Source organism: Sphingomonas dokdonensis (assembly GCF_002197685.1).
GTDB lineage: Bacteria > Pseudomonadota > Alphaproteobacteria > Sphingomonadales > Sphingomonadaceae > Sphingomonas > Sphingomonas dokdonensis.
Genome location: NZ_NBBI01000002.1, coordinates 37,069 through 59,714 on the forward strand (window position 1 = coordinate 37,069; position 22,646 = coordinate 59,714).

19 protein-coding genes are annotated in these 22,646 nt (G+C 67.0%); 14 read left to right on the forward strand and 5 right to left on the reverse strand.

What is annotated here, in order from left to right; all coding sequences use genetic code 11:
- The first annotated feature begins 17 nt into the window (after positions 1–17).
- From SPDO_RS05135 to SPDO_RS05150, 5 genes are all read left to right on the forward strand, one after another.
- The gene (locus SPDO_RS05135) at positions 18–935 is read left to right on the forward strand and encodes an alpha/beta hydrolase (protein WP_088366426.1); all 918 of its coding nucleotides are present in this window, start codon (positions 18–20) and stop codon (positions 933–935) included.
- A 148-nt stretch (positions 936–1,083) separates the two neighbouring features.
- Positions 1,084–2,136, forward strand: a complete 1,053-nt coding sequence (locus SPDO_RS05140; protein ID WP_088366427.1) for an NAD(P)H-dependent flavin oxidoreductase — start codon at positions 1,084–1,086, stop codon at positions 2,134–2,136.
- Between the two features lies 1 nt (position 2,137).
- Positions 2,138–2,284 carry a hypothetical protein gene (locus SPDO_RS16790; protein WP_158212148.1) on the forward strand — a complete coding sequence of 49 codons (147 nt, stop codon included), beginning with the start codon at positions 2,138–2,140 and terminating at the stop codon, positions 2,282–2,284.
- Between the two features lie 16 nt (positions 2,285–2,300).
- Positions 2,301–3,155 (forward strand): glutathione-dependent disulfide-bond oxidoreductase, encoded by an 855-nt coding sequence (gene yghU, locus SPDO_RS05145; protein WP_088366984.1) that lies wholly within the window; start codon positions 2,301–2,303, stop codon positions 3,153–3,155.
- A gap of 181 nt (positions 3,156–3,336) precedes the next feature.
- Positions 3,337–3,612, forward strand: coding sequence for an HU family DNA-binding protein (locus SPDO_RS05150; protein ID WP_088366428.1), 276 nt, complete (start codon positions 3,337–3,339; stop codon positions 3,610–3,612).
- Between the two features lie 92 nt (positions 3,613–3,704).
- Here the strand turns inward: SPDO_RS05150 and SPDO_RS05155 are convergent, their stop codons facing one another.
- The 3 genes from SPDO_RS05155 to SPDO_RS05165 form a co-directional block, all read right to left on the reverse strand.
- Positions 3,705–4,112 carry a lipocalin-like domain-containing protein gene (locus tag SPDO_RS05155; RefSeq protein WP_088366429.1) on the reverse strand — a complete coding sequence of 136 codons (408 nt, stop codon included), beginning with the start codon at positions 4,110–4,112 and terminating at the stop codon, positions 3,705–3,707.
- Positions 4,113–4,195: 83 nt separating this feature from the next.
- A complete protein-coding gene (locus tag SPDO_RS05160; protein ID WP_088366430.1) occupies positions 4,196–5,632 on the reverse strand; it encodes an aldehyde dehydrogenase family protein in 1,437 nt (478 codons plus the stop codon).
- Between the two features lie 43 nt (positions 5,633–5,675).
- A complete protein-coding gene (locus SPDO_RS05165; RefSeq protein WP_088366431.1) occupies positions 5,676–6,785 on the reverse strand; it encodes an NAD(P)-dependent alcohol dehydrogenase in 1,110 nt (369 codons plus the stop codon).
- A gap of 294 nt (positions 6,786–7,079) precedes the next feature.
- Here SPDO_RS05165 and SPDO_RS05170 point away from each other — a divergent pair, with 294 nt between their 5' ends.
- The 6 genes from SPDO_RS05170 to SPDO_RS05195 all read left to right on the forward strand — a co-directional run bounded on the left by SPDO_RS05170 (position 7,080) and on the right by SPDO_RS05195 (position 16,542).
- Positions 7,080–8,639: an acyl-CoA synthetase gene (locus SPDO_RS05170; RefSeq protein ID WP_158212149.1), complete on the forward strand. Its 1,560-nt coding sequence runs from the start codon at positions 7,080–7,082 to the stop codon at positions 8,637–8,639.
- 231 nt (positions 8,640–8,870) lie between these two features.
- On the forward strand, positions 8,871–9,452 hold the full coding sequence (locus tag SPDO_RS05175; RefSeq protein ID WP_088366433.1) for a hypothetical protein: 582 nt from the start codon (positions 8,871–8,873) through the stop codon (positions 9,450–9,452).
- The gene (locus tag SPDO_RS05180) at positions 9,449–10,795 is read left to right on the forward strand and encodes a PepSY-associated TM helix domain-containing protein (RefSeq protein WP_088366434.1); all 1,347 of its coding nucleotides are present in this window, start codon (positions 9,449–9,451) and stop codon (positions 10,793–10,795) included. Before SPDO_RS05175 ends, SPDO_RS05180 begins: the two co-directional genes overlap by 4 nt.
- A 135-nt stretch (positions 10,796–10,930) precedes the next feature.
- Positions 10,931–11,455, forward strand: a complete 525-nt coding sequence (locus SPDO_RS05185; RefSeq protein WP_143559588.1) for a hypothetical protein — start codon at positions 10,931–10,933, stop codon at positions 11,453–11,455.
- A gap of 618 nt (positions 11,456–12,073) precedes the next feature.
- A complete protein-coding gene (locus tag SPDO_RS05190) occupies positions 12,074–14,575 on the forward strand; it encodes a YadA family autotransporter adhesin (protein ID WP_088366436.1) in 2,502 nt (833 codons plus the stop codon).
- A gap of 194 nt (positions 14,576–14,769) precedes the next feature.
- The gene (locus SPDO_RS05195; protein WP_088366985.1) at positions 14,770–16,542 is read left to right on the forward strand and encodes an SLC13 family permease; all 1,773 of its coding nucleotides are present in this window, start codon (positions 14,770–14,772) and stop codon (positions 16,540–16,542) included.
- Between the two features lie 10 nt (positions 16,543–16,552).
- On the opposite strand, the gene SPDO_RS05200 is transcribed toward SPDO_RS05195, so the two are convergent.
- Positions 16,553–17,866, reverse strand: coding sequence for a dicarboxylate/amino acid:cation symporter (locus SPDO_RS05200; RefSeq protein ID WP_088366986.1), 1,314 nt, complete (start codon positions 17,864–17,866; stop codon positions 16,553–16,555).
- 164 nt (positions 17,867–18,030) lie between these two features.
- On the opposite strand from SPDO_RS05200, the gene SPDO_RS17310 reads away from it, so the two are divergent.
- Positions 18,031–18,690 (forward strand): hypothetical protein, encoded by a 660-nt coding sequence (locus tag SPDO_RS17310; protein ID WP_088366437.1) that lies wholly within the window; start codon positions 18,031–18,033, stop codon positions 18,688–18,690.
- A 42-nt stretch (positions 18,691–18,732) separates the two neighbouring features.
- On the opposite strand, the gene SPDO_RS05210 is transcribed toward SPDO_RS17310, so the two are convergent.
- Complete coding sequence (locus SPDO_RS05210; RefSeq protein ID WP_088366438.1) at positions 18,733–19,344, reverse strand: TetR/AcrR family transcriptional regulator; 612 nt, start codon at positions 19,342–19,344, stop codon at positions 18,733–18,735.
- A gap of 132 nt (positions 19,345–19,476) precedes the next feature.
- On the opposite strand from SPDO_RS05210, the gene SPDO_RS16795 reads away from it, so the two are divergent.
- Together SPDO_RS16795 and SPDO_RS05220 are read left to right on the forward strand one after the other, a co-directional pair.
- Complete coding sequence (locus SPDO_RS16795; protein WP_158212150.1) at positions 19,477–19,998, forward strand: VOC family protein; 522 nt, start codon at positions 19,477–19,479, stop codon at positions 19,996–19,998.
- Positions 19,999–20,146: 148 nt separating this feature from the next.
- Positions 20,147–22,603 (forward strand): TonB-dependent receptor, encoded by a 2,457-nt coding sequence (locus tag SPDO_RS05220; protein WP_088366439.1) that lies wholly within the window; start codon positions 20,147–20,149, stop codon positions 22,601–22,603.
- Positions 22,604–22,646: the final 43 nt, after the last annotated feature.

Sequence of the window (22,646 nt, forward strand, 5' to 3'; positions counted from 1 at the left end):
CATCTGAAGGACGTGATATGAAACAGATCCGCCTTGCACTCGCGCTTACCCTTGGCGCCGTCATCATGCCGGCCGCGGCGGTGGCGCAGGGCATCCCCGTCGCGCCCATGGAAGCGCCGCCGCAGACCGGCGCCATCCCGCTCGGCACCGGCGCGATCCCTGATATGCCCGCGGAAAGCTGGTTCACGCTGGCCGGCCGCTCGACGGTGCGCAACGTATCCACGGCCACGCTTCTCCCCGTCCTGCCGGACAAGGCAAAGGCAACGGGCGCGGCGGTCGTGATCGCGCCGGGGGGCGGCTTCATCATGGAATCGATGGAGGCGGAGGCGATGAAGCCGGCGCGGTGGTTCGCGGATCACGGCATCGCCGCCTTTGTGCTGAAATACCGTCTGGACCCGACACCCGCGGGGATGGACGCGTTCCGTTCGGCGGCGCTCGCCCGCTTTGCGGCGGCAGCGGCCATGGGCGCAAAGGGCGGCGCCGACATCGCCGCGCCCGCGGCGGCACTCGCCGATGCGCAGGCTGCAATGCGCCTGGTGCGAGCGCGGGCGCGCCAATGGAACGTCGATCCCGGCCGGGTCGCCTACATGGGCTTCTCGGCCGGCGCGATCATGGGCACCGATCTGGTCAAGGCCGCCGCGCCGGGCACGATGCCAGACCTGTTTGCCGCCATCTATCCGAACATGGCGGCTACGACCGTGACGGAGAATGCACCGCCATTGTTCGTCGCGGTGGCGAGTGACGACGAGCTGTTCGGCAAGCAGGGCTATGCCCTGCCGGAGAGCTGGCGACGCGCCGGCCGACCGGTCGAACTGCACGTCTACGAACACGGCGGCCACGGCTTCGGCTTCGACGGCAAGCCGGGAACTACCAGCGCCGGGTGGAACGCCGCGCTGCTGGGCTGGCTGCGCGCACACGGCTGGCTGACCAGATAGGCGAACGACGACGCTCCCGGCGGAAACGACGCGTCGGTGGTTCCACTGGAATCGGGCTTGGTAGGCGGAAAGCAGCGCGGATCATGACAGCGCGCCATCCGCTCACCCCCAGATTGCGGGCGTGCACCAACGGGTGCATGCCGCTACAATGACAAGCTTGGAGCAACTCGGGATCACGATCCCGATCGTGCAAGCGCAGATGGCTGGCGTGTCGACGCCCGACCTTGCTGCGGCGGTCAGCAATGCCGGCGGGCTCGGGTCGATCGGCGTCGGCGCCACGGACGCTGCCGGTGCGCGCGCGATGATCCGCGCGACCCGCGCCCGAACCGACCGCCCGTTTAACGTCAATGTGTTCGTTCACGCGAAAGCGAAGGCAAATGCCGCGCGCGAGCGACAGTGGCTGCAAGCGCTTGAGCCATTATTCGCCGAGTACGGCAGTGCGCCGCCTGGCACGTTGCGGGAAATCTACACCAGCTTCGCCGATGACGCTGCCATGCTGGCGATGTTGGTCGAAGAAGCGCCGCCGGTGGTCAGCTTCCATTTCGGCGTGCCCGCTCCCGATCGCATCGCGGCGCTGAAGGCGGTGGGATGCACGCTGATCGCTTCCGCGACCAGCCTGAACGAGGCGCGCCAGATCGAAGCTGCGGGCATCGACGTGATCGTCGCACAGGGGTGGGAGGCCGGCGGGCATCGTGGCATCTTCGATCCCACGCTCGCCGACGATCGACTTGGCACGATTGCGCTGGTGCGGCTGATTGGCGCGCTCAGCAGCATTCCCGTTATCGCGGCGGGCGGGATCATGGATGGTGCGGGTATCCGCGCGGCTCTGGCATTGGGTGCGATCGCCGCGCAGCTGGGCACGGCGTTTATCGCCTGCCCCGAAAGCAGCGCTGACGAGGCTTACCGTCTTGCGCTGGGCGGCGAGGGCGCGCGCCATACCGTCATGATCGATGCGATCTCCGGCCGCCCTGCCCGCTGCTTGCGCAATCGTTTTACCGCCTGGGCGGCGACCAACCGGCTCGCCGCGCCTGATTACCCGATCGCCTATGACGCGGGAAAGGCGCTCAACGCTGCCGCCAAGGCTGCGGGAGAGAGTGGCTTCGGCGCACAATGGGCCGGGCAGGGCGCACCGCTTTTCCGCGCCATGCCCGCGTCGGATCTCGTGGCCACCTTGTGGCAAGAGGCTGGCCGACTTGCGTAGCATGAAGGAACGCCTCGATCAGGCGGTTGCGCGCGACTGGCCGGTTGACTGGACCTTGCGCCGCGCCATCTCGTTCAGTGTTTCGGTACGCAAGATTACCCGTCTTCGCGGAACGCCGAACGCTGAACGCAGCCATGCTGCCCCATGATGAGGATCATTACCGCATGTCGCAATCATCGGAATATGTGCCGCCCGAAGTCTGGACCTGGCGGAAGGGTGAAGGCGGCGGGCGTTTCGCGTCGATCAATCGTCCGATCGCCGGCCCCACGCAGACCCGCGACCTGCCGGTCGGGGAGCATCCGCTTCAGCTCTACTCGCGTGGCACGCCCAACGGTGTGAAGGTCACCGTCATGCTGGAGGAGCTGTTGGCGCAGGGCCACGCCGGCGCCGAATACGACGCCTGGCTGATCGACATCATGAAAGGCGATCAGTTCGGCTCCGGGTTCGTCGACGTGAACCCGAATTCGAAGATCCCCGCGCTGATGGATCGCAGTGGCGACACGCCGGTCCGGGTGTTCGAATCGGGCGCGATCCTGCTCCATCTGGCGGAAAAGTTTGGCGCCTTCCTGCCGGCGGACGGCCCGGCGCGCGCCGAGGTCTTGTCCTGGCTGATGTGGCAGATGGGGTCGGCGCCCTATCTCGGCGGCGGGTTCGGGCACTTCTATGCCTATGCCCCGTTCAAGATCGAATATGCGATCGATCGCTTCACGATGGAGGTGAAGCGGCAGCTCGACGTGCTCGACCGACAGCTGGCGAACCACGAATATATCGCGGGCGATGCCTATTCGGTCGCCGATATCGCGATCTGGCCGTGGTACGGGCTGGTGGCCGAGGGCAAAGCCTACGACGCCGGCACCTTCCTCGATGTCGCCAGCTACGGCAATCTCCAGCGCTGGGCGAAGCAGGTGGCGGCGCGTCCGGCGGTCAAGCGCGGGCGGATCGTGAACATGGCGCTGGACGAGCGTCACGCCGCCAGCGATATCGATGCGTTCCTGGCGAGTCAGCCGGACAAGGGCTGACTCGCGATCGTCACCGACGGGCGCTGCCGCGGGTCGAACGGCGCCCGATCGGATGATGATGCGGGTTTACGAGCAACAAACGGCCAAAATATCGCGCGCGAAACGATTTTTGCGCCAAGACGGATGGTGCATTGCCCGTCGCTGCGCATATGGAGGTCGCTCCACAATATGAGAGCATGACATGAACAATTCCGACCTCGCCGATCGCATCGCGGCTGATCACGACCTCAGCAAGGCCGATGCCCGCAAGCTGGTCGACGGCGTGTTCGCCGCCATTGTTGATGCCGCCACCCAGGGTGAGGAAGTCGCCATCAACGGCTTCGGCAAGTTCAAGGTCAAGGACAGCCCCGCACGCGAGGGCCGCAACCCGTCGACGGGTGAGGCGATCCAGATCGCCGCGTCGAAGAAGCTGACGCTGACCCCCGCCAAGGCGCTCAAGGACAAGCTGAACGGCTAAGTCCCTTGAACCTCGCCCGGGTCCTTGCGCCGCTCCGTCGGCCGCATGACCCGGGCGAGCATCGTTCTACAATACGGCGCGGCGCCTCGCGCTCAGGCGCCCGGCCTCACGCGCCGCCAGGTCAGCCGCGTGACATAGGTCTGGCCCGATTTCGACACCTCCGGCTCCGTCACCAGCTCGATCGTATCGGCATCCACCGGCACGATCAGCCGCACGAAGCGCGTCCCCACCCGCGTGGGTTGCGAGGCGAACAGGATGTCGTGCGTCACCCGGTCACCCTCGCGCTGCCACGTGCCGGCATAGGAAAAGAAGTCGGTAAAGCTGTCCGCCTTCGGGTCGCCGCCCTTGGCCCAGGCCGGGTCCATCAGAAACGCGGACATGCGCCCGTCGGCGGTATATTGCAGCTGCCCGCCCGGCGGGTCGCCAAAGGTGCGGCGCTCCGCCTCGCCGCGCTGGCTGACGCACGACAGCAATGTCCAGGTGCCCAGAAGATCGTTCATGCCGGTCCTTTTGCTCTGAAAGGAAAGCGGGCGGCGGCGGCCCGCTCGGCCGCCCACCGCCCGTCATGTGTCATGCCGATGCGTCAGGCCGCGACCGCTTCCTTGCGCTTCTTGCGCACGATCGTCTGCGCGTTGGTATATTCCAAGAGGCCCTCGATCCCGCCTTCGACGCCGACGCCCGACTGCTTCATGCCGCCGAACGCCGCCATCGGCGACAGGTGCTGCGTTTCGTTGACCCACACCGTGCCGCTGGCGATGCGCTGCGCGATCTCGAACGCCTTGTCCTCGTCATTGCCCCACACCGAGCCGCCGAGGCCGTAATCGGTCGCATTCGCCCGCGCGACCACATCGTCCACGTCGTCGAACTTCAGCAGCGGCAGCACCGGGCCGAACTGCTCCTCCTGCACGATCCGCGCGTCCTCGGGCGGATTGTCGAGGATCGTCACCGGCACGAAATAGCCCGGCACATCGGCCTTCTCGCCACCGACCAGGAACTTGTAGCCCTTGTCCTTGGCGTCCTGGATCAGCTCCAGCACGCGGGCATATTGCTGCTTGTTGTTGATCGGGCCGATCTGCGTGCCCTGCTCCGAACCGTCGCCGACCTTCACCGTCTTGGCATAGGCAACCAGCGCGTCGCGCAGCTGGTCGTAGATGTCCTTGTGGACGTACATCCGCTTGGTCGCGATGCAGATCTGGCCGTTGTTGCGGAACGCCGCCCAGAACAATTCCTCCGCGACCTTCTCCACGTCGACGTCGGGCATCACGATCGCCGCGTCGTTGCCGCCCAGCTCCAGCGTCACGCGCTTCAGCGTCGGCGCGGCGGACTGCATCACGCGCTTGCCGGTGGCGGTCGATCCGGTGAAGCTGATCTTGTCGAAGCCCGGATGGCTCGTCATCCACGGCCCCAGGTCGTCGCCACCCGTCACGATGTTGAGCACGCCCGGCGGCAGCAGCTCGGCCGCCAGCTCGCCGAACTTCAGCGTCGACAGCGGCGTGAAGGGCGACGGCTTCAGCACCATCGTATTGCCCGCCAGCAGTGCCGGGCCGACCTTGAACATCGCCAGGATCATCGGGAAATTCCACGGCGCGATCGCACCGACGACGCCCAGCGGCACGTGGCGCGTCTCGCTGTAGCGATCGTCCGAATCCTCGTTGACCGTAACGGGCAGATCGAGCTGCGAGGCGGCCATCAGCCAGTAACCCGCGCCCATCACCTCGCCCTGCGATTCGGCGTGCGGCTTGCCCTGCTCCTTGGTCAGCAGGCGCATCAGCGGATCGGCATTGGCCATGATTGCCTGCCCCAGCGCGGCGAGCTTCGCCTTGCGCTCCGCAATCGGCGTCGCGGCCCAGCCGGGATAGGCCTTGCGCGCCGCCGCGATCGCCGTGTCTAGGTCGCCTTGCGTCGCATCGGGCGCGCTGGCGATCACTTCCTCGGTCGCCGGGTTCACGACGTCGAGCGTGGCCGAGCCGGTCACCAGCTCGCCGCCGATCAGCATGCGATACGCACCATCGAAGTTCATCGCGTCTCTCTCCTGACTCTGTTTGCCCGTCACATAACAGAAGTTACGGGATCAGCACTACCTTGATGCATTCCCCGCGCGCCTGCGCCGCGATCGCTTCGTTGATGTCGCTGAGCGCGAAGGTCCGCACCAGCCGATCGAACGGAAAGCGGCCGGCGGCATGATGCGCGAGCAGTTCGGGGATGAAGCCCTGCTGGTCGCTGTCGCCCTCGATGATGCCATAGATGCGGTGCCCCGGCGTCATCAGCGCGCTGATGTTGACCGTGATCGACGCACCCGCCTCGCGCGGCACCCCGACCAGCCCGATCGCGCCGTGACTGCCGAGCGCCGCCATGCCTGCCTCGATCACCGACACGTTGCCCGTCGTGTCAAAGGCGAAGTCGACACCATCGGGCACCACCGCGCGGATCGCCGCCGCCAGATCGCCCGCCGCCGGGTCGATCACGTCGGTCGCGCCAAGCTCGCGTCCGATGGCGCGCCGGTTCTCCATCGGCTCCACCAGGATGATGCGCGCGCAGCCGCGGATGGTCGCCGCCATCACCGCGGCCAGCCCCACCGGCCCGCCGCCGAACACCACCAGCGAGCTACCGGCCTGACAGTCGAAGGTGCGCATGATCGCCCCCGCGCCGGTCTGAAACCCGCAGGCGAGCGTCCCCAGCATCGCCAGCGGCGCCGCACTGTCTTCCACCTTCACCAGATTGCGCGCGCGGGTGATCGCATAGGTGGCAAAGGTCGATTGCCCGAAGAAATGCGACGCGACCGCCGTGTCGCCCTTGGCATACGCCTTCGACCCGTCGGTCACCCGCATCCCGGCATAGTTGAGCGGCACGAAGCTGCGGCAATAACTCGGCAGCCCCTCGTCGCACCGTGGGCAGGCGCCGCAGCTCGAAAAGCCCACGATCACCTGATCGCCGACCGCAAAGCCGGTGACGCCCTCACCGATCGCGTCGACCACGCCCGCGCCCTCATGACCGAACACGGCAGGGAAGGGATATGTCGCGATCTGGTCGCGAAAGACGAGGTCGGTATGGCACAGCCCCACACCCGCCACCCTGACGCGCACCTCGCCCGCCTGCGGTTCGCCGACGTGCAGCTCCTCCAGCACGAAATCCTGGTGCGGCCCATGCGCAACGGCGGCGGTGCAGGTCGTCATCTCGCTCTCTCCCCGGTGATCTTTTGGGGGAGCCTAGAGCGGTACGATAGCCGCACAAGCCACGTCATTGTGGCACCATCGATCTCCTAACAACCTACGTCATCCCGGCCTTGTGCCGGGATCCACTGTCCCGCGAACTCACCGGCTCGAGAGTGTGCGGGACAGTGGATGCCGGGACCAGCCCGGCATGACGAGGCACACGCACCGGCTATCGCGCGCCGAAAAAATGGAACACACTCCATTCCCACAAGCCGGCGCCCTCCAGGCGACCGGCAGCAGGAGAGGGCGAAACCCATGCTGGTAGGCGATATCCCCGCCACCGCGGCGCATCGCGCGCCCGATGTCGTCGCGGTGCAGTTCCACGATCGCGCGATCACCTATGCGCAGCTGCGCGACCGATGCTGGCAGCTGTCCAATGCGCTCCTCGCCATCGCCGCGCCGGGCGACCGCATCGCGATCCTCGCCGAAAACTGCCCCGAATATGCGCTCTGCTATTATGGCGTGCCCGGCGCGGGCATGGCGCTCACCTTCCTCAATTATCGCCTCAGCCCGCCCGAGCTTGCCTATATCATCGGCAACGCCGCGCCGACGGTGCTGATCGTCGAGGACAAGTTCATGGGCGCGATCGACTCGATCCGCGATCAGCTGGGCGTCCACACGATCGTCACCATCGGTCAGCCAGCGCCGGGCACGCTCGCCTTCGACGCGCTGCTCGCATCCGGCGAGGCCACGCCGCCCGACGTGCGCGTCGCCGACGATGATCTCGCCTGGCTGCTCTACACCTCGGGCACCACCGGGCTGCCCAAGGGCGCGATGCTCAGCCATCGCAACGTCGTGGGCGCGGTGATGAACGCGCTGGTCAGCTGGGATCGCGACGACGTGGCGGTGGCCGAGCCGGTCTACATGCTCACCTTCCCGATGTATCACGTCGCCGGCTATGCCTTGCTGATCCAGCATCTGCGCGGACAGGCCGTGGTGCTGATGCAGAATTTCGATCCCGAAATCCTGTTCGCGACGATCGAGCGCCACCGCGTCACCGCCACTTCCGCCGCGCCGACGATGATCGCCATGCTGCTCGATCACTCCGCCATGCCGCGCCACGATCTCTCCTCATTGCGCAACATGGGCTACGGCGCCTCCGCCATGCCCGTCGCCGTGCTGCGCCGCGCCCGCGAACGCTGGCCGCACGTCCGCTTCGCCACCGGATTCGGCATGACCGAGCTGGCCGGCAACGTCATGGTCCTCACCGCCGACGAGCATGACCGCGCGCTCGACGAGGGGCTGCCGATCCTGAACTCGGTCGGGCGCCAGATGCTGCTCTCGCAGGTCCGCGTCGTGACGGAGGATGGCGTGGACGCCCCGCCCGGCACCGAGGGCGAGATCCTCGTCCGCGGCGATCAGGTGCTGTCGGGCTATTGGCGCAACCCGGAGGCGACGGCGAAAGCCTTCACCGGCCCGTGGTTCCACACCGGCGACGTCGGGCGCTGGAACGAGCAGGGCTATCTCTGGATCGTCGACCGCAAGAAGGACATGATCGTGTCGGGCGGCGAGAACATCTACCCGCGCGAGGTGGAGGAAGTGCTCTACCGTCATCAGGCGATCCGCGAGGCGGCCGTGGTCGGCGCGGAAGATCCGACATGGGGCGAGGCGGTCGTCGCGATCGTCTCCTGCCGCCCCGGCGAGACCACCACCGCGGCCGACCTGATCACCTTCTGCCGCGCGCACATCGCCAGCTACAAGAAACCGCGCGCAGTGGTGTTCGTCGACGAACTTCCCAAAAATGCCTCGGGCAAGGTGCTCAAACGGGAGCTGCGCGATCAGCTGGCGGCAGGCGTTCTGGTGATGGAACACTGAACTGGCCGGGCGAGGCCGGAATAAGGCCGATCATCTCCAGAGGGCGGCCGCCATCATACCACGCGGGTACGTGAAACGGCCGGCAATCACCCCTGCTATTGCGAACCATTCACACATTGGCTAGGCAACGCCCCGGCGCCGCGATCGCGCGCTGACCGGACACGCAGCAAGGGGCGGACAAGCAATGATCGGGTTCACGCACATTGCGCCGCGTCGCTGCGCTGGCTGCTGATGGCCGCTGAAACGCTTCTCGCCGGCGCTGCGGCGGCCTCCGTGGCCGGCGTCGGCACGCTGCGCCTCGCCTGGTCGCGCCCGCGCCGCTCCACCGTCCTGAACGGCCTCGGCTGGGCCGTCCTGCTGCTCGCCACCATCTTTTCCGCCGCACATTCAGGCGCTTGGGGCATCACTGTCGCCGCGCTCATCGCCATGATCGCCGCGCTGCTCGTCCTTGCCCACGCTGCCTTTCTGTCGCCCGCCGCACCCGGCGCCAAGGTCTCCAACCGACGCGTCAGGATGTTGCCCGAGGGAAACGAGCCGCTCCAGCTCGGCCGCCGCATCGCCACCTTCCTCCTCGTCGCGATCGCCGCCGCGCTCGTCTCCACCGCCGTCGCGATCGGCTGCCGCGCGCTGTCTATGCTGCTCGGCGCCACCGAGGCCGACGCCAACGTCATCGCGCTCGCCGCCACGCCGCTCGCCTGGACCATCCTCAGCTACGCGCTGCTGATGCGCGAAGCCCGCGCCGCCCAGATCCGCCTGCTGCTCGGCTGGGCGATCGCCGGCGCGCTTGGCGTCGCGCTGGACCTGATCGCATGAGCCTCGCCCCCGACAACGGCACCGTGAAGCGCGCGCTGTCGGTCCACGCCGCGATCGGCCTCGTCGCCGGCGCTTTGCTCTACCTCGTCAGCCTCTCGGGCGCGGTCGCGGTCTTCTACCAGGAATGGCAGCGGGTCGAGCAGCGCGACGCGCCCGAGATGACGCGCATCGATCCCGCCGCCGTGCAGCGCGGCGTGGAGGCGGTGCTCGCGTCCGAGAAGGGCAAGCCGCCCACCACGCACCTTTACGTCCACCTGCCGGTCGAGCCGCTCCCGCGCACCACCGTCACCACCGATACGCAGGCCGTCCACCTCGATGCGGCCGGCAACATCGCCGCGCCCGAGGAAGTCGCCTGGTCCGATTTCCTGGTCGAGCTTCATTACGCGCTCAACCTGCCGGCAATCGCCGGGCTGACGGTGGTCGGCGGGCTTGGCGTCATGATGCTGGCATTGTCGCTGTCGGGCGTCGTCGCGCACCCGCGCATCTTCCGCGACGCCTTTCGCCTGCGCGCCCGCGATACGGGCGGCCTCGGCCTGGCGGACTGGCACAATCGGCTGAGCGTCTGGACGCTGCCCTTCACGCTGGCGATCGCCTTCACCGGCGCGCTCATCGGCATGGCCTATGTCACCGCTTACGGCATGGCGACCACCAGCTACGGCGGCGATCTGGAGGCGGTCTATGCTCCCATCTTCGGCGCGGAAGGGAAGCCGGACAAGACGCCCGCACCCGCACCAAACATCGTTGCGGCGTTTGATTACATGCGCGCCAACCACCCCGATGCCGACCTCACCTATGTGACGCTGCACGATCCGGGCACCGCGGGGCAGCACATCCAGCTACTCGGCGAGCACAAGCGCCGCCTGGTGTTCGGCGAATATTACACCTTCGACGCGGCCGGCCGCTTCCACGCGATCGCCGGGCTCGCCGACGGCACATTGGGTCAGCAGGCCGCCGCTTCCAACTACCGGCTGCACTTCGGCAATTTCGGCGGCATGCCGGTGAAGATCGCCTATTTCGTCTTTGGCCTGGTACTGACCGGCATCTGCGCCACCGGCACCTACATCTGGCTCGGCAAGCGCGAGCGCCGGGGCGTCCATGAGCCGCGCCTGCGCGCCGTCTGGGACGCGGTGGTCTGGGGATCGCCGCTCCTGCTGGCGGTGACGTTCATCCTGCGCAAGACGATCGGCAACGGCGCACCGCTTGCGCTCACCTTCTGGCTCGGCATGGCGGCGCTTGTCGGCATTGCCTTCGCGGTCCCCGGACGCAACGTGTTGGCCAGGGTGCTGAAGGTCGTGCTCGTCGTTACCCTCCTGCTAGTCGGGGCGTTGATCTTTCTCGTCTGAACGGCACGCCGATCCTCCGGTTTCGAACGGGATAAGAGGGTTAACGTCGCGGTAACCTTGAATTTTCCGGAACGTAACGGCGCGTGGCGGGCTTCATGTTCCAGGCTTTGCGACCATGTCGCGACAGGAGGGATGATGACCAGCAATCTCGTATCCGCAGTTTTCGACAGCCATGCCGACGCCGAGCGCGCGGTGGACGATCTGCGCCGCAACGGCGTCTCGGATGAGGCGATCTCGGTGATTGCGCGCCACGATGGCGAGACGACGATCGGCGACGGCAGCGGCGCCGACAGCAAGGAATTCATCGGCAAGGTGGCGGCCGGCGCGGGCATCGGCACGATCCTCGGCATCGCGGCACTTGCGATCCCCGGCGTCGGCCCGCTGGTGGCGGGCGGCGCGATCGCATCGTCGATGGTGCCGGGCATGGCGATCACCGGCGCGGCGCTGGGCGGCGCGGCCGGTGGCCTGGAAAAGGTGATGACCGATCACGGCGTCAGCGAAGAGGATGCCGGCTATTACGGCAGCCGCATCAATGATGGCGGCGTGTTCGTCTCCGTGGACGCCGGCCGCAGCGGCATGGCGGCAGATCAGGCCGCCGACATGCTGTACCGCGCCGGCGGTCACAGCGCCACGCGCCCACGGACGGCCGCCACGATCTAGCGGCGGATCGCAGGGCGGTTACCCTGCACATCATGGCAGCGGCGTACCGTGCGCGGTGCGCCGCTGTTTATTTATAAGGCTCCTGGCTTCAGAGGTCCGCACCGGCAAAGGCTTGGACCCAGCCGAGACCTTATATGATCAAGCAAACTTCCTCGCACTCAAGTGGCGCGATCGCAGTTGAAGCGCGCCACAATTTCGTGAGCGCCACAACACACTAGCATTGAGCCGGCCTTTGGCTGCCGCTCATGCTGAAGATGATCAGGTTTCTGTCCATGGCGCATGCGCTGATGGCGCATCTCGCAACCGTGATGTATGGCACGCCAAAAGACGCTTGCAAGCGAGCCAATAGTCTATAATCCACGAGTGTTGGGTAAGTTCCCTTGAAAATAAATATGCTGGCGACTCGCAGTAATCGCGGGAGATTCGGTGAGGAATAAGCGTGTATTCTGCTTGTGTTCTTCTATTATGGCATCTTTAACTATGTTTCGCTTCTAGTCATTGCCGGGCATATAGTTAATTCTGGCGCAAATTACGTATAAATACGTGTAACAAAGCGTTGAACGCTTCGCAGCATCCTTTCCGAACCGGCCGCAATGATCGGCCGAAAAGGAGGATGACATGGCTGACCATACACAATCTCGCTCTTCGATGATGACCCGCCTGCTGACCCGCTCGTTGCTGGGGTCGCCGGTTCTCTTGGCTGTGCTCACCGCGCAGCAGGCCGAGGCGCAGCAGCGCGTCGTCAGCGCATGCTCGGGCGTCAGCCTGCCGCGCTCTGCCGTTACCGACATTCTCACGCCCGTGATCACCGGCATCGCCACACCGGTCGAAGGTCGCGTGAACGATATTCTGGGCCTGCCGCTGCTCGGTGGCCTGCTGCCCGATCTGTCGCTGAACGCATCCGGCCTGTTGACCGATGCCGCCAACGGCGCGCCGATCACGTTGCAGGCGCTCGCCACTGACGGCACGGTGGTCGGCCCGACCGATCAGTGCCGCCTAACGGCAGACTCGATCACGCTTGATGCGCCCGCCGGCGTGGCGATCGGCGGCAACCAGATCACCGGCCTTGGCGCGGACGGCGCAGCGGCCTTTGCCAGCGACATCAACGCGATCGCCTTCGGCAACAATGCCCGCGCGGAGGCGGGCGCCACTGGCAGCATCGCGCTGGGTACGAACAGCAGCGTCACGGCGGCGAACAGCGTTGCGCTTGGCGCAGGATCGGTCGCCGGCCGCGGCGCGCTGGCGAACTACACCGCCACCGGGCTGGTCGGTGCGCAGAACTCCGTCGGTGAAGTGTCGATCGGGGCGCCGGGCGCCGAGCGCCAGCTGACCAACGTCGCCGCCGGCACCGCCGCGACCGACGCCGCCACCGTGGGGCAGGTCGATGGCGTCGCCGCACAGGTGACGGCGCTTGCCGACCGCGCGGTGCAATATGACGGGGCGGCACGCGACCGCGTGACGCTGGCCGGCGCCGGCGGTACGGTGATCGGCAATGTCGGCGCGGGTACCCTGTCGGCCACCTCGACCGAGGCGGTGAACGGCAGCCAGCTGTTCGCCACCAATGCGCAGGTTGCCGCCAATACCACCGCCATCACCAATCTCGGCAACATCGCGGCCGGCCCCGTGCGCTATGCCGATCCGGCAACGCCGACGGTTCCCAACGGTGGCACGGTAACCGACGAAGCGACGCTCCTCGGCGCGAGCGGCGGCGCGGTCGGCCTCCACAATGTGCGCGCGGGTGCGCTTGCCGCCGGATCGACCGACGCGGTGAATGGCGATCAGCTGTTCGCCACCAATCAGGCGGTGGCCGGCAATACCGATGCGATCACCAACATCGACGCGCGGGTGACGACCACCGAAACCAACGTCGCCAATCTCCAGACCGATGTCGCCAACAACACCACCGCGATCACCGATCTGCAGAACTCCGTCACCGGCACCAACACCAACGTCACCAATCTGACAACGCAGGTGGACGCCAACACCACGCAGATCACCAACATCAACACCAGCCTCGCCAATCAGCCGCTGCGCTACGCCGATGCGGCGACGCCGACGACGCCCAACGGCGGCACGGTCAGCGAGGATGCGACTCTGGTCAGCGCCAGCGGCGGCGCGGTCGGCCTCCACAATGTGCGCGCCGGCGCCCTGGTCGCCGGATCGACCGACGCGGTGAACGGCGATCAGCTCGCCACCACCAACGCGCAGGTCTCGGCCAACACCACCGCGATCACCAATTTCAACAATCTGGTGACGGGCAGCGCGGTCAGCCCCGTGCAATACAGCAACCCCGACAATCCGACGGTGCCGAACGGCGGCACGCTGACCAACGACGTCACCTTTGTCGGCGCCGATCCGGCAGCGCCCGTCACGCTTCACAACGTAGCCGGCGGCGCGGTGTCGGCAACCTCCACCGATGCGGTGAACGGGCAGCAGCTGTTCGCGGTGTCGCAACAGGCCGCCAACAGCCTGCAATATGACCGCGACGCAGCCGGCGCGCGTGCCAACAGCGTGACGCTCGCCGGAGGCGATGCCGCAGCGCCCGTGGCGATCAACAATGTCGCGGCCGGCGCCGTGGCGGCCGGATCGACCCAGGCGGTGAACGGCGGGCAGCTGTACGCCACCAATCAGGTGGCGCAGCAAGCCGCCGCGCTTGGCGCCAATTCGGTGCAATACGATCAGGGCCGCACCTCGGTGACGTTCAACACCACGGGCAGCGCGGTGGTACTGCGCAATGTGGCGGCGGGCACGTCGGCGACCGATGCGGTCAACGTGGGCCAGTTGCAAAGCGGCCTGCAGGGCGCCGTGAACCAGGCGAACGCCTACACCGACACGCGGCTCAACCAGGCATTGACGTCGATGAACTTCAACCTGCGTGAGGTGCGCCGCGATCTTAGCGCCGGCACGTCGTCGGCGCTGGCGGCGGCGGGCCTGCCGCAGGCGAACGAGCCGGGCCGCTCGATGGTCGCGATCGGCGGCGGCACCTACCGGGGTCAGTCCGCGCTGGCGGTCGGCGCCTCGACCTTCCTCAACGACGGGCACTCGATCTTCCGCATCGGCGCCTCGATCGACAGCCAGGGCTATGGCGGCGCGAATGCGGGCTTCGGCTACCAATTCTGAGCCGATTGTCCCGCGGCCGGGGGGCGTCTGCAGCCATGGACGTCGCCCCGGCCAAAATTTTCTTCGATCTGCCCACAAGGGTTTGATCTGTATGGCCCCTTTCCCCGCATGGCGCGTTACCGCGGCATGACGGGGATTTGGGCGTTGGCGCATCGGCGCTTCATGTTGGGCGCAAGCGCGCGGGCGACCCTGCGATGACCACGCCGCAATGGCTGTCGGTGGCCGTGCTCACCGGCATGATGGGGCTCTTTATCTGGGGGCGCTTTCGCTACGACGTCACCGCGATCATCGCGTTGCTTGCGGCGCTGGCGGTCGGCATCGTGAAGCCGGCGGACGCCTTCTCCGGCTTCTCCGACGATATCGTCATCATCGTCGGTTCCGCGCTGGTCATGTCGGCGGCGATGCAGCGATCCGGGCTGATCGAGCGCGCGCTCGCCTTCGTATCGCGGCGGATCAAGCGGGTGCGCTCGCAACTCGTCCTGCTCACTGCCTCGGTCGGCATCGCCTCCGCGCTGGTCAAGAATGTCGGTGCGCTCGCCATGCTGATGCCCGCCGCGTTTCAGATGGCGAAAAAGAACAACACCAGCCCCTCCGTCTTTCTGATGCCGATGTCCTTTGCCTCGCTGCTCGGCGGGCTGATGACGCTGGTCGGCACCTCACCCAACATCATCGTAAGCCGCGTGCGGCAGGAGATGACGGGGCAGCCTTTCACCATGTTCGATTATCTGCCGACCGGCCTCGGCCTGCTGATCGTCGGCATGATCTTTCTGCGCTTCGGCTATCGCCTCCTCCCACGCGATCGGCGCGCCACCGCGACGATGGGCGATGCGCTCGACATCACCGGCTATGTGACCGAGGCGACCATTCCCGAAGGATCGCCGGCGATCGGCGAAACGGTGGGCGCGTTCCTCGAGCGGCACGATCACGACGTCAACGTCACCAACCTGCTGCGCGCCGACATGCGCACCGTGCCCGCGCACCATGTCGAGCTGCGTCAGGACGACATTCTCATCATGGCGGGCGAACCCGACGCGCTGGAACGCGTCATCGCCGCGGACAGCCTGGTGCTGGAGGGCGAGCAGCGCGACCTGACCGATGACGAAGGCGACGAGATCGGCGTGATCGAGGGCGTGATCGGCGCCAATTCGGTGCTGGTCGGCCAGACCGCGGAGCGGCTGCGGCTCCAGTCGCACTATGGCGTCAACCTGATCGCGCTCTCGCGCTCCGGCGAGCGGCTCGCGCGGCGGCTCGGCGAGACGAAGCTGAAGGCGGGCGATGTCGTCGTGCTGCAAGGTTCGCTCGTGCGCTTGCCCGATCGGCTCCACGACCTCGGCGTCCTGCCGCTGGCCGAGCGCATGCTACGGCTGGGCAGCAGCGGGCGTAGCTGGCTGCCGCTGATCGTCCTCGCGATCGCCATGACCGCGACCGCGATGGAGCTGGTGCCGGTCGCGGTCGCCTTTTTCGCCGCCGCCGGTGTCGTCATCGCCACCGGCGCGCTGCCCACGCGCGAGGCGTATCAGGCGGTCGAATGGCCGATCCTCATCATGCTCGGCGCGCTGATCCCGGTCAGCGATTCGCTGCGCACCACCGGCGCGTCCGATCTGATCGCGACGGGCCTTGCCGATGTCGCCACCAGCCTCCCCGCATGGGGCGCCGTGGCGCTGATCATGGTGACGGCAATGGCGGTGACGCCGTTCCTCAACAACGCCGCCACCGTGCTGGTGATGGCGCCGATCGCCGCGGTCTTCGCACACGACCTGGGCTACCGGCCCGAGGCGTTCCTGATCGCCACCGCGATCGGCGCGGGGTCCGATTTCCTCACCCCCATCGGGCACCAGTGCAACACGCTGGTGCTCGGGCCGGGCGGCTACAAGTTCGGCGATTACGCGAGGCTCGGCGCGCCCCTGTCGCTCCTCATCGTGCTGGTCGGCACGCCGCTCGTCATCTGGACCTGGCCGCTGCACTAAGCGGCCGCGCTCACACCACGTCGGCGATCGGCGGCGCGCGGCCGGTAAGCGCGAGGTCGAGCTGCGCCTTGTCCAGCTGCCCCTCCCAGCGCGCGACCACCACCGTCGCCACCGCATTGCCGATGAAGTTCGTCAGGCTGCGGCATTCGGACATGAAGCGGTCCACCCCCAGGATCAGCGCCATGCCCGCGACCGGCACGTCGGGCACGATCGACAGCGTCGCGGCGAGCGTGATGAAGCCTGCGCCCGTCACCCCCGCCGCGCCCTTGGACGACAGCATGGCGACGCCGAGCAGCAGCAATTGCTGCCCCAGCGTCAGGTCGACATTGCACGCCTGCGCGATGAACAGCGCCGCCAGCGTCATGTAGATGTTGGTGCCGTCGAGGTTAAACGAATAGCCCGTCGGCACCACCAGCCCAACCACCGACTTGGCGCAGCCCGCCCGCTCCATCTTCTCGATCAGCGAGGGCAGCGCGCTTTCCGACGACGACGTGCCGAGCACCAGCAGCAGCTCCGCCTTCAGATATGCGATCAGCCGCAGGATCGAGAAGCCGCACAACCGCGCCACCGTGCCCAGCACCACCAGCACGAACAGCAGGGAGGTGAGGTAGAATGTCCCCACCAGCATCGCGAGGTTCGCCAGCGTGCCCACGCCATAGCGCCCGATGGTAAAGGCCATCGCGCCGAACGCGCCCAGCGGCGCCGCGCGCATCAGGATCGACACCACCTTGAACACGGCAAGCGACACGTCGTTCAGCGCGCCGAGCAGCCGATCCCCGCGCTCGCCGATCATCGCGAGGCCGATGCCGAACAGGATCGCGACGAACAGCGTCTGGAGGATGTTGCCGTCGGTCAGCGCGGACAGGAACGTGTCGGGAATGACGCCCAGCAGAAACCCGACCAGCGTCGATTCATGCGCCTTGGCCGAATAATCCGCCACCTTGCTGGCATCCAGCGTCGCTGGATTTATGTTGAGCCCGCTGCCCGGCTGCACGACATTGGCGACGATCAGCCCGACGATCAGCGCCAGCGTGGAAAAGAACAGGAAATAGCCAAAGGCCTTGCCCGCCACGCGGCCCACCGCGCCCAGGTCGCGCATCCCCGCGATCCCGGTGATGATGGTGAGAAAGATCACCGGCGCGATGATCATCTTCACCAGCTTGATGAACGCGTCGCCGATCGGCTTCATCGCCTCGCCGGTCGTTGGCGCGAAATGGCCCAGCAGCACGCCGGCGACGATCGCGATCAGCACCTGAACGTACAGGTGGGTGTACCAGGGGGAGGGGGGCGGCAAAGGTGGCGGTGCAGAGGGCGAAGTCGCGATCTGGATCAAATGACGGTCCTCATGAATGCCGGCCACATGCCCGACTGCTCGCACACGCCAATGCTGGCAGGCAAGGGCAAGACGGCCTTGCTTTTCATCAAACGGATTCCCGGGATCGCTCCCCGGTTCGGCCCGTTGGTACGGCAAGACGAAAGGACCGATCGATGGCAGACCCGGACACGCGGCTCTACGGCATGGCGGATCCCGCCAATCACCAGGCGCCGGCCCAAAACGGCATGCGCGGCGAGGCTGCGCCCGCCGATGACGCCGGCTATCATCGCGACGTGATCCCGCCGGATCAGCCGCCGATTGCGGTGGAGGAGGAATCGGGCGTCGCCTTCGCGGAGGCGAACGGCGCCGGCGCGTCGCCTACCCGAGCGCCCGATGCGCTGGAAGAGGCGAAGGCCGCCACAGACGACACGCCGCTGCTGCCGGACGCCGCGCCCGCCGGTCAGCCCGACGTGGTGCGCCCCGCGTCGTGGCAGACGACGCCCGCGACGGCGGCACCGCAGCCAGCCGGCAGCAGCAACGACGAAACCTGGGCGGATCCCGCGCCCGCGCCATCGCCGTGGCCATGGATCGTCGCGGCGCTCGGGCTCGGCTTCGTCGTCGGACGTGGGCGCCGGCGCCGGGCGGCCGCCGCGCCGGTTGCGGCACCGTCGGTAGCGCCCGTGGCGCTCGCCCGCCTGCCGGGCGAGCTCGGCGGTGTGGTTCAGGTGCGCGATGCTGGCCCCGCCGAGGTCAGGGACCCGCCGGCCCAATGGTCGCGCGTCGACGAGGCGTCGGACGAAAGTTTCCCGGCCAGCGATCCACCAGCCTATTGATCGGTGGGGCGCCGGTTCGCGCGCCCGCATCGGTTCATTGGCTCAGGCGGTCGGCCACATCATCAGGCTGGTTTCCACCACACGCTCCAGCTCCGCGCGCGACGCGCCGGAGCCCGATTGCACGCCCATGCCCTGCAGGATCGCGTAAAGGTACAGGGTCAGGCTTTCCGGCTCGACATGGTCGGGCAGGTCGCCATCGCGCTTGGCCTGGCGAAAGCGGTCGATCAGCGCCTGCTGCGAGGAGGCTCGCCGGGCGATGATGTCGGCCTTGATCGATTCGGCTTCGGCCCCGCAAGCGGTCGCGCTGATCACGCCCAGGCACCCCTTGGGATCGCAGCTGCTGGTCTGCGCCTCGATCGCGCCGCGCATGAAATGCTCGGCAACGGCACGCGCGCTCGGCTGCTTCAGCGCCTCGCGGGTATAGGCCAGCTTCTCGGCCTCGTAGAGGTCGAGCGCCTTGTGGAACAAGGCTTCCTTGTTGCCGAAGGCGGCGTAGAGGCTCGGCTTGGTGATCCCCATGGCCTCGGTGAGGTCGGCCATCGAGGCCCCCTCATAGCCTTTTGTCCAGAACACGCCCAACGCCTTGCTCAGCGCCGCATCGACGCAGAACTCGCGCGGACGCCCCTTGACGGACGGTGCAGCGGTCGATTCCATAACGACCAGTATATATGCACTTTTCCCGCCCGCTCAAGCGGTTCGCCGGTCAGCGCGTCCTTCTCGCGCCCTTTTGGGCAGGCAACCCATCACCCGGCGCACCGTTCTCTGCCCGCAAGCAGGAGACGGTGTGTGGGTGTGATCAAGGGTATCGAACATGTCGGCATCACGGTGCCGTCGATCGAGGCGGCGGAGCGCTTCTTCCAACGCGCTTTCGATGCCAAGACGTTGTACGCGCTGATCGAAAAGCATGGCAAGGCGCAGGAAGGCGACGAGATGTGCGACAAGAACGGCCTGGAGCCGGGCACGCGCATTGTCGCCATCCGCATGATGCGGATCGCCGATGGCGCCAACGTCGAACTGTTCGAGGTGGAGGGCGGCCACGGTTCCACCGCCGACGCGCCCAGCCACATGGGCATGCACCATTTCGCGCTCTACGTGGACGATCTGGACGCGGCGGCGGCGCGCTTCCGCGACGCGGGCGGCACCATGCGCGACGGACCGATCGAGCTTGGCGGCAAGGAAAAGGGCGCGGGCAATCGCTGCTGGTTCGGCGTCACGCCCTGGGGCATGCAGGTCGAGTTCGTTCACCTGCCGTCTCCGATCGTGCTCGACGATCCCGCGAACAGCGGCCCGCGCTGGATCCCCGGCTGACCGCGGCGCCACGGTCAGCTTGCGGCGCACCCTAGCACAAGTGGCAGCTACGTAAGTCGCCGTTCCCCGGTAGGAACACACACCGGCATCTGCTGCTGATGCCGGAAGAGAGACGTGATCAACGTCCGCTCCGGGGAGAGAACAAGTCATGTTGCGTCATACCGCGTCCGCCATTGCCCTTTCCGCATCCCTGCTGGCCGCCGCGCCCGCACTGGCGCAGGACGCCGCCTCCGCCACGCCGCCGGCAGACGTGGATGCTGGTGTCGAAACCAGTACGCAAACCAGCGCCAGCGCCGCCGCGCCCGGGCGCAGCCCGCAGGCGGACACCACCGGCGACATCATCGTGACGGCGCAGAAGCGCGAGCAACGGCTGCAGGACGTACCGATCGTGGTGTCTGTGCTCAACCAGGCGCAGCTGGAGGCCGCGGGCGTGCGCGACGTCAAGGATCTCCAGACGATCACGCCGGGCCTGAACGTCACCTCCTCGACCAGCCCGGCGCAGACCTCCATCCGCATCCGCGGCGTCGGCACCGTCGGCGACAATCCCGGCCTCGAAAGCTCGGTCGGCACGATCGTGGATGGCGTGTACCGCGCGCGCAGCGGCGTCGCCTTCGGCGATCTCGGCGAGCTGGAGCGGATCGAGGTGCTGAAGGGCCCGCAATCGACCTTGTTCGGCAAGAACATGTCGGCCGGCGTCATCAACGTCGTCACCGCCTCGCCCAGCTTCAATCCCTCCGCCGAGTTCGTCGGCAGCTACGGCAATTACAACGCCTATACGATCTCGGGCGCGGCGACCGGCGGCATCATCGGCGATACCGTGGCGGGCCGCATCTTTGCGCTGAAGCGCGAGCGTGACGGCTTCTGGAACGTGCGCACCGGCGCGGGCCCGCGTACCAGCACAGAGGCCGACAATGAGAATAACTGGACCGTCCGCGCGCAATTGCTGATCCGCCCCAGCGACACGTTCAACGTCCGTCTGATCGGCGACTGGTCCGAACGCGACGAGGATTGCTGCGTCAACGCGCCGATCATCACCGGCGCGACCGGCGCCTTCATCGACGCGCTCGCCGCCGACGCGGGCACCTTGCGCAACGGCCGCGCGTTCGACCGCACCACCTATGCCAACCGCCCGACCGATTTCCGCATCCGCGATCGCGGCGTCTCGGGTGAGGTGAATTGGGAGCTTGGCGAGACGCTCGATCTCACCTCGATCACCGCCTACCGCTTCTATCGGTCGAACAGCGGCGTCGATATCGATTATTCCTCCGCCGACCTGTGGTATCGCAATTCGGATGGCAATTCGAACCAGTTCAAGGTGTTCTCGCAGGAGGCGCGGCTGGCCTATAATGGCGAGCGGCTGAAATCGATCTTGGGTGTCTTCTACGCCGACGAACGGCTGGTCAGCCGGCAGAACACCTTCTTCGGCACGGCGTACGAGCCCTATTTCGGGCTGCTGCTGTCGGGCGGCACCAACGCCAATCTCGTGTCGGCGCTCACCGGGCTGCCGGCGGGGACGAACTTCGTGCCCAACACCGGGCAGCAGGATACGCACCGCCACCGCGCGAAATCCTTTGCCGTCTTCACCGACAATACGCTGACGCTCGCCGAGGGTTTGGATCTGACGCTCGGCATCCGCTACACCGACGAGGTAAAGCGCGCGACGTCGACCTATACCAACACCGCGCCCGGCAACGCCTGCGCCGCGGCGATCGCGCGCCGCCTGCCGGCCGCCGCGGTCGGCGCGATCTGCACGCCCACGGCAGACGCCGCGTTTAACAACGCCACCATCAATCAGCGCCGCCCCGAAAACCGCTGGGCCGGCTCCGCCAAGCTGCAATATCGCCTGTCGGACGCGGTGATGGCCTATGGCTCCTACGCGAACGGCTTCAAATCGGGCGGCTTCAACCTCGATCGCGCGCGGCTCGCCCCCGGCGTGCTCAATCCCGACACCAGCTTCGCCACCGAAAAGGTCGAAAGCTACGAGATCGGCACCAAGACGACGCTGCTAAACCGTCGCCTGTTCGCCAACATCGCCGGCTTCTACCAGACCTATAAGGATTTCCAGCTCAACACCTACACCGGCGTCAGCTTCGTCGTGACATCGATCCCGAAGGTGACGTCGAAGGGCGTCGACATGGACCTCCTGTTCAACACCGGCATCCAGGGCCTCACACTCAACGCCGGCGCGACATATGCCGACACCAAGTTCGGCGACTTCCCCCCGCCGCTGCCCAACCTCACGCGCCTGTCGGGCAATCGCCTGCCCTATGCCGCGAAGTGGAACGTCACCGGTGGCTTCACTTCCAAACAGCCGATGACCGCCGATCTGAACTTTCTCGCCTCGGCGTCGCTGAAATGGTCGTCGCGCTACAACACCGGCTCGAACCTCGATCCGCTGAAGGTGCAGGAGCCGTTCGCGATCCTCAACACGCGCATCGGCATCGAGCCGGTGAGCGAGGCATGGTCGCTGGAGGTCTGGGCGCAGAACCTGACCAATTCGGATTACTACCAGGTCGTTGTCGATCAGCCGCTCCAGTCCGGCACCTATGGCGCCTTCCTCGGTCAGCCGCGCCTCTACGGCGTGACGGGGCGCGTGCGCTTCTGATCGCCGCCGCGGCATAAAAGGGGAGGGCGGTGCGATGCGGGCA

What these genes read in the sequence shown, in the direction of transcription:
- SPDO_RS05160 (WP_088366430.1), bottom strand. Translation starts at nt 5,632, where the DNA reads ATGAACTTCGATGGTGCGTATCGCATGCTGATCGGCGGCGAGCTGGTG.
- SPDO_RS17310 (WP_088366437.1), top strand. Translation starts at nt 18,031, where the DNA reads ATGGCAGACCCGGACACGCGGCTCTACGGCATGGCGGATCCCGCCAAT.
- SPDO_RS05190 (WP_088366436.1), top strand. Translation starts at nt 12,074, where the DNA reads ATGGCTGACCATACACAATCTCGCTCTTCGATGATGACCCGCCTGCTG.
- SPDO_RS05180 (WP_088366434.1), top strand. Translation starts at nt 9,449, where the DNA reads ATGAGCCTCGCCCCCGACAACGGCACCGTGAAGCGCGCGCTGTCGGTC.
- yghU (WP_088366984.1), top strand. Translation starts at nt 2,301, where the DNA reads ATGTCGCAATCATCGGAATATGTGCCGCCCGAAGTCTGGACCTGGCGG.
- SPDO_RS05185 (WP_143559588.1), top strand. Translation starts at nt 10,931, where the DNA reads ATGACCAGCAATCTCGTATCCGCAGTTTTCGACAGCCATGCCGACGCC.
- SPDO_RS05155 (WP_088366429.1), bottom strand. Translation starts at nt 4,112, where the DNA reads ATGAACGATCTTCTGGGCACCTGGACATTGCTGTCGTGCGTCAGCCAG.
- SPDO_RS05150 (WP_088366428.1), top strand. Translation starts at nt 3,337, where the DNA reads ATGAACAATTCCGACCTCGCCGATCGCATCGCGGCTGATCACGACCTC.
- SPDO_RS05165 (WP_088366431.1), bottom strand. Translation starts at nt 6,785, where the DNA reads ATGACGACCTGCACCGCCGCCGTTGCGCATGGGCCGCACCAGGATTTC.
- SPDO_RS05195 (WP_088366985.1), top strand. Translation starts at nt 14,770, where the DNA reads ATGACCACGCCGCAATGGCTGTCGGTGGCCGTGCTCACCGGCATGATG.
- SPDO_RS05210 (WP_088366438.1), bottom strand. Translation starts at nt 19,344, where the DNA reads ATGGAATCGACCGCTGCACCGTCCGTCAAGGGGCGTCCGCGCGAGTTC.
- SPDO_RS05135 (WP_088366426.1), top strand. Translation starts at nt 18, where the DNA reads ATGAAACAGATCCGCCTTGCACTCGCGCTTACCCTTGGCGCCGTCATC.
- SPDO_RS16790 (WP_158212148.1), top strand. Translation starts at nt 2,138, where the DNA reads ATGAAGGAACGCCTCGATCAGGCGGTTGCGCGCGACTGGCCGGTTGAC.
- SPDO_RS05170 (WP_158212149.1), top strand. Translation starts at nt 7,080, where the DNA reads ATGCTGGTAGGCGATATCCCCGCCACCGCGGCGCATCGCGCGCCCGAT.
- SPDO_RS05220 (WP_088366439.1), top strand. Translation starts at nt 20,147, where the DNA reads ATGTTGCGTCATACCGCGTCCGCCATTGCCCTTTCCGCATCCCTGCTG.
- SPDO_RS05175 (WP_088366433.1), top strand. Translation starts at nt 8,871, where the DNA reads ATGGCCGCTGAAACGCTTCTCGCCGGCGCTGCGGCGGCCTCCGTGGCC.
- SPDO_RS05140 (WP_088366427.1), top strand. Translation starts at nt 1,084, where the DNA reads ATGACAAGCTTGGAGCAACTCGGGATCACGATCCCGATCGTGCAAGCG.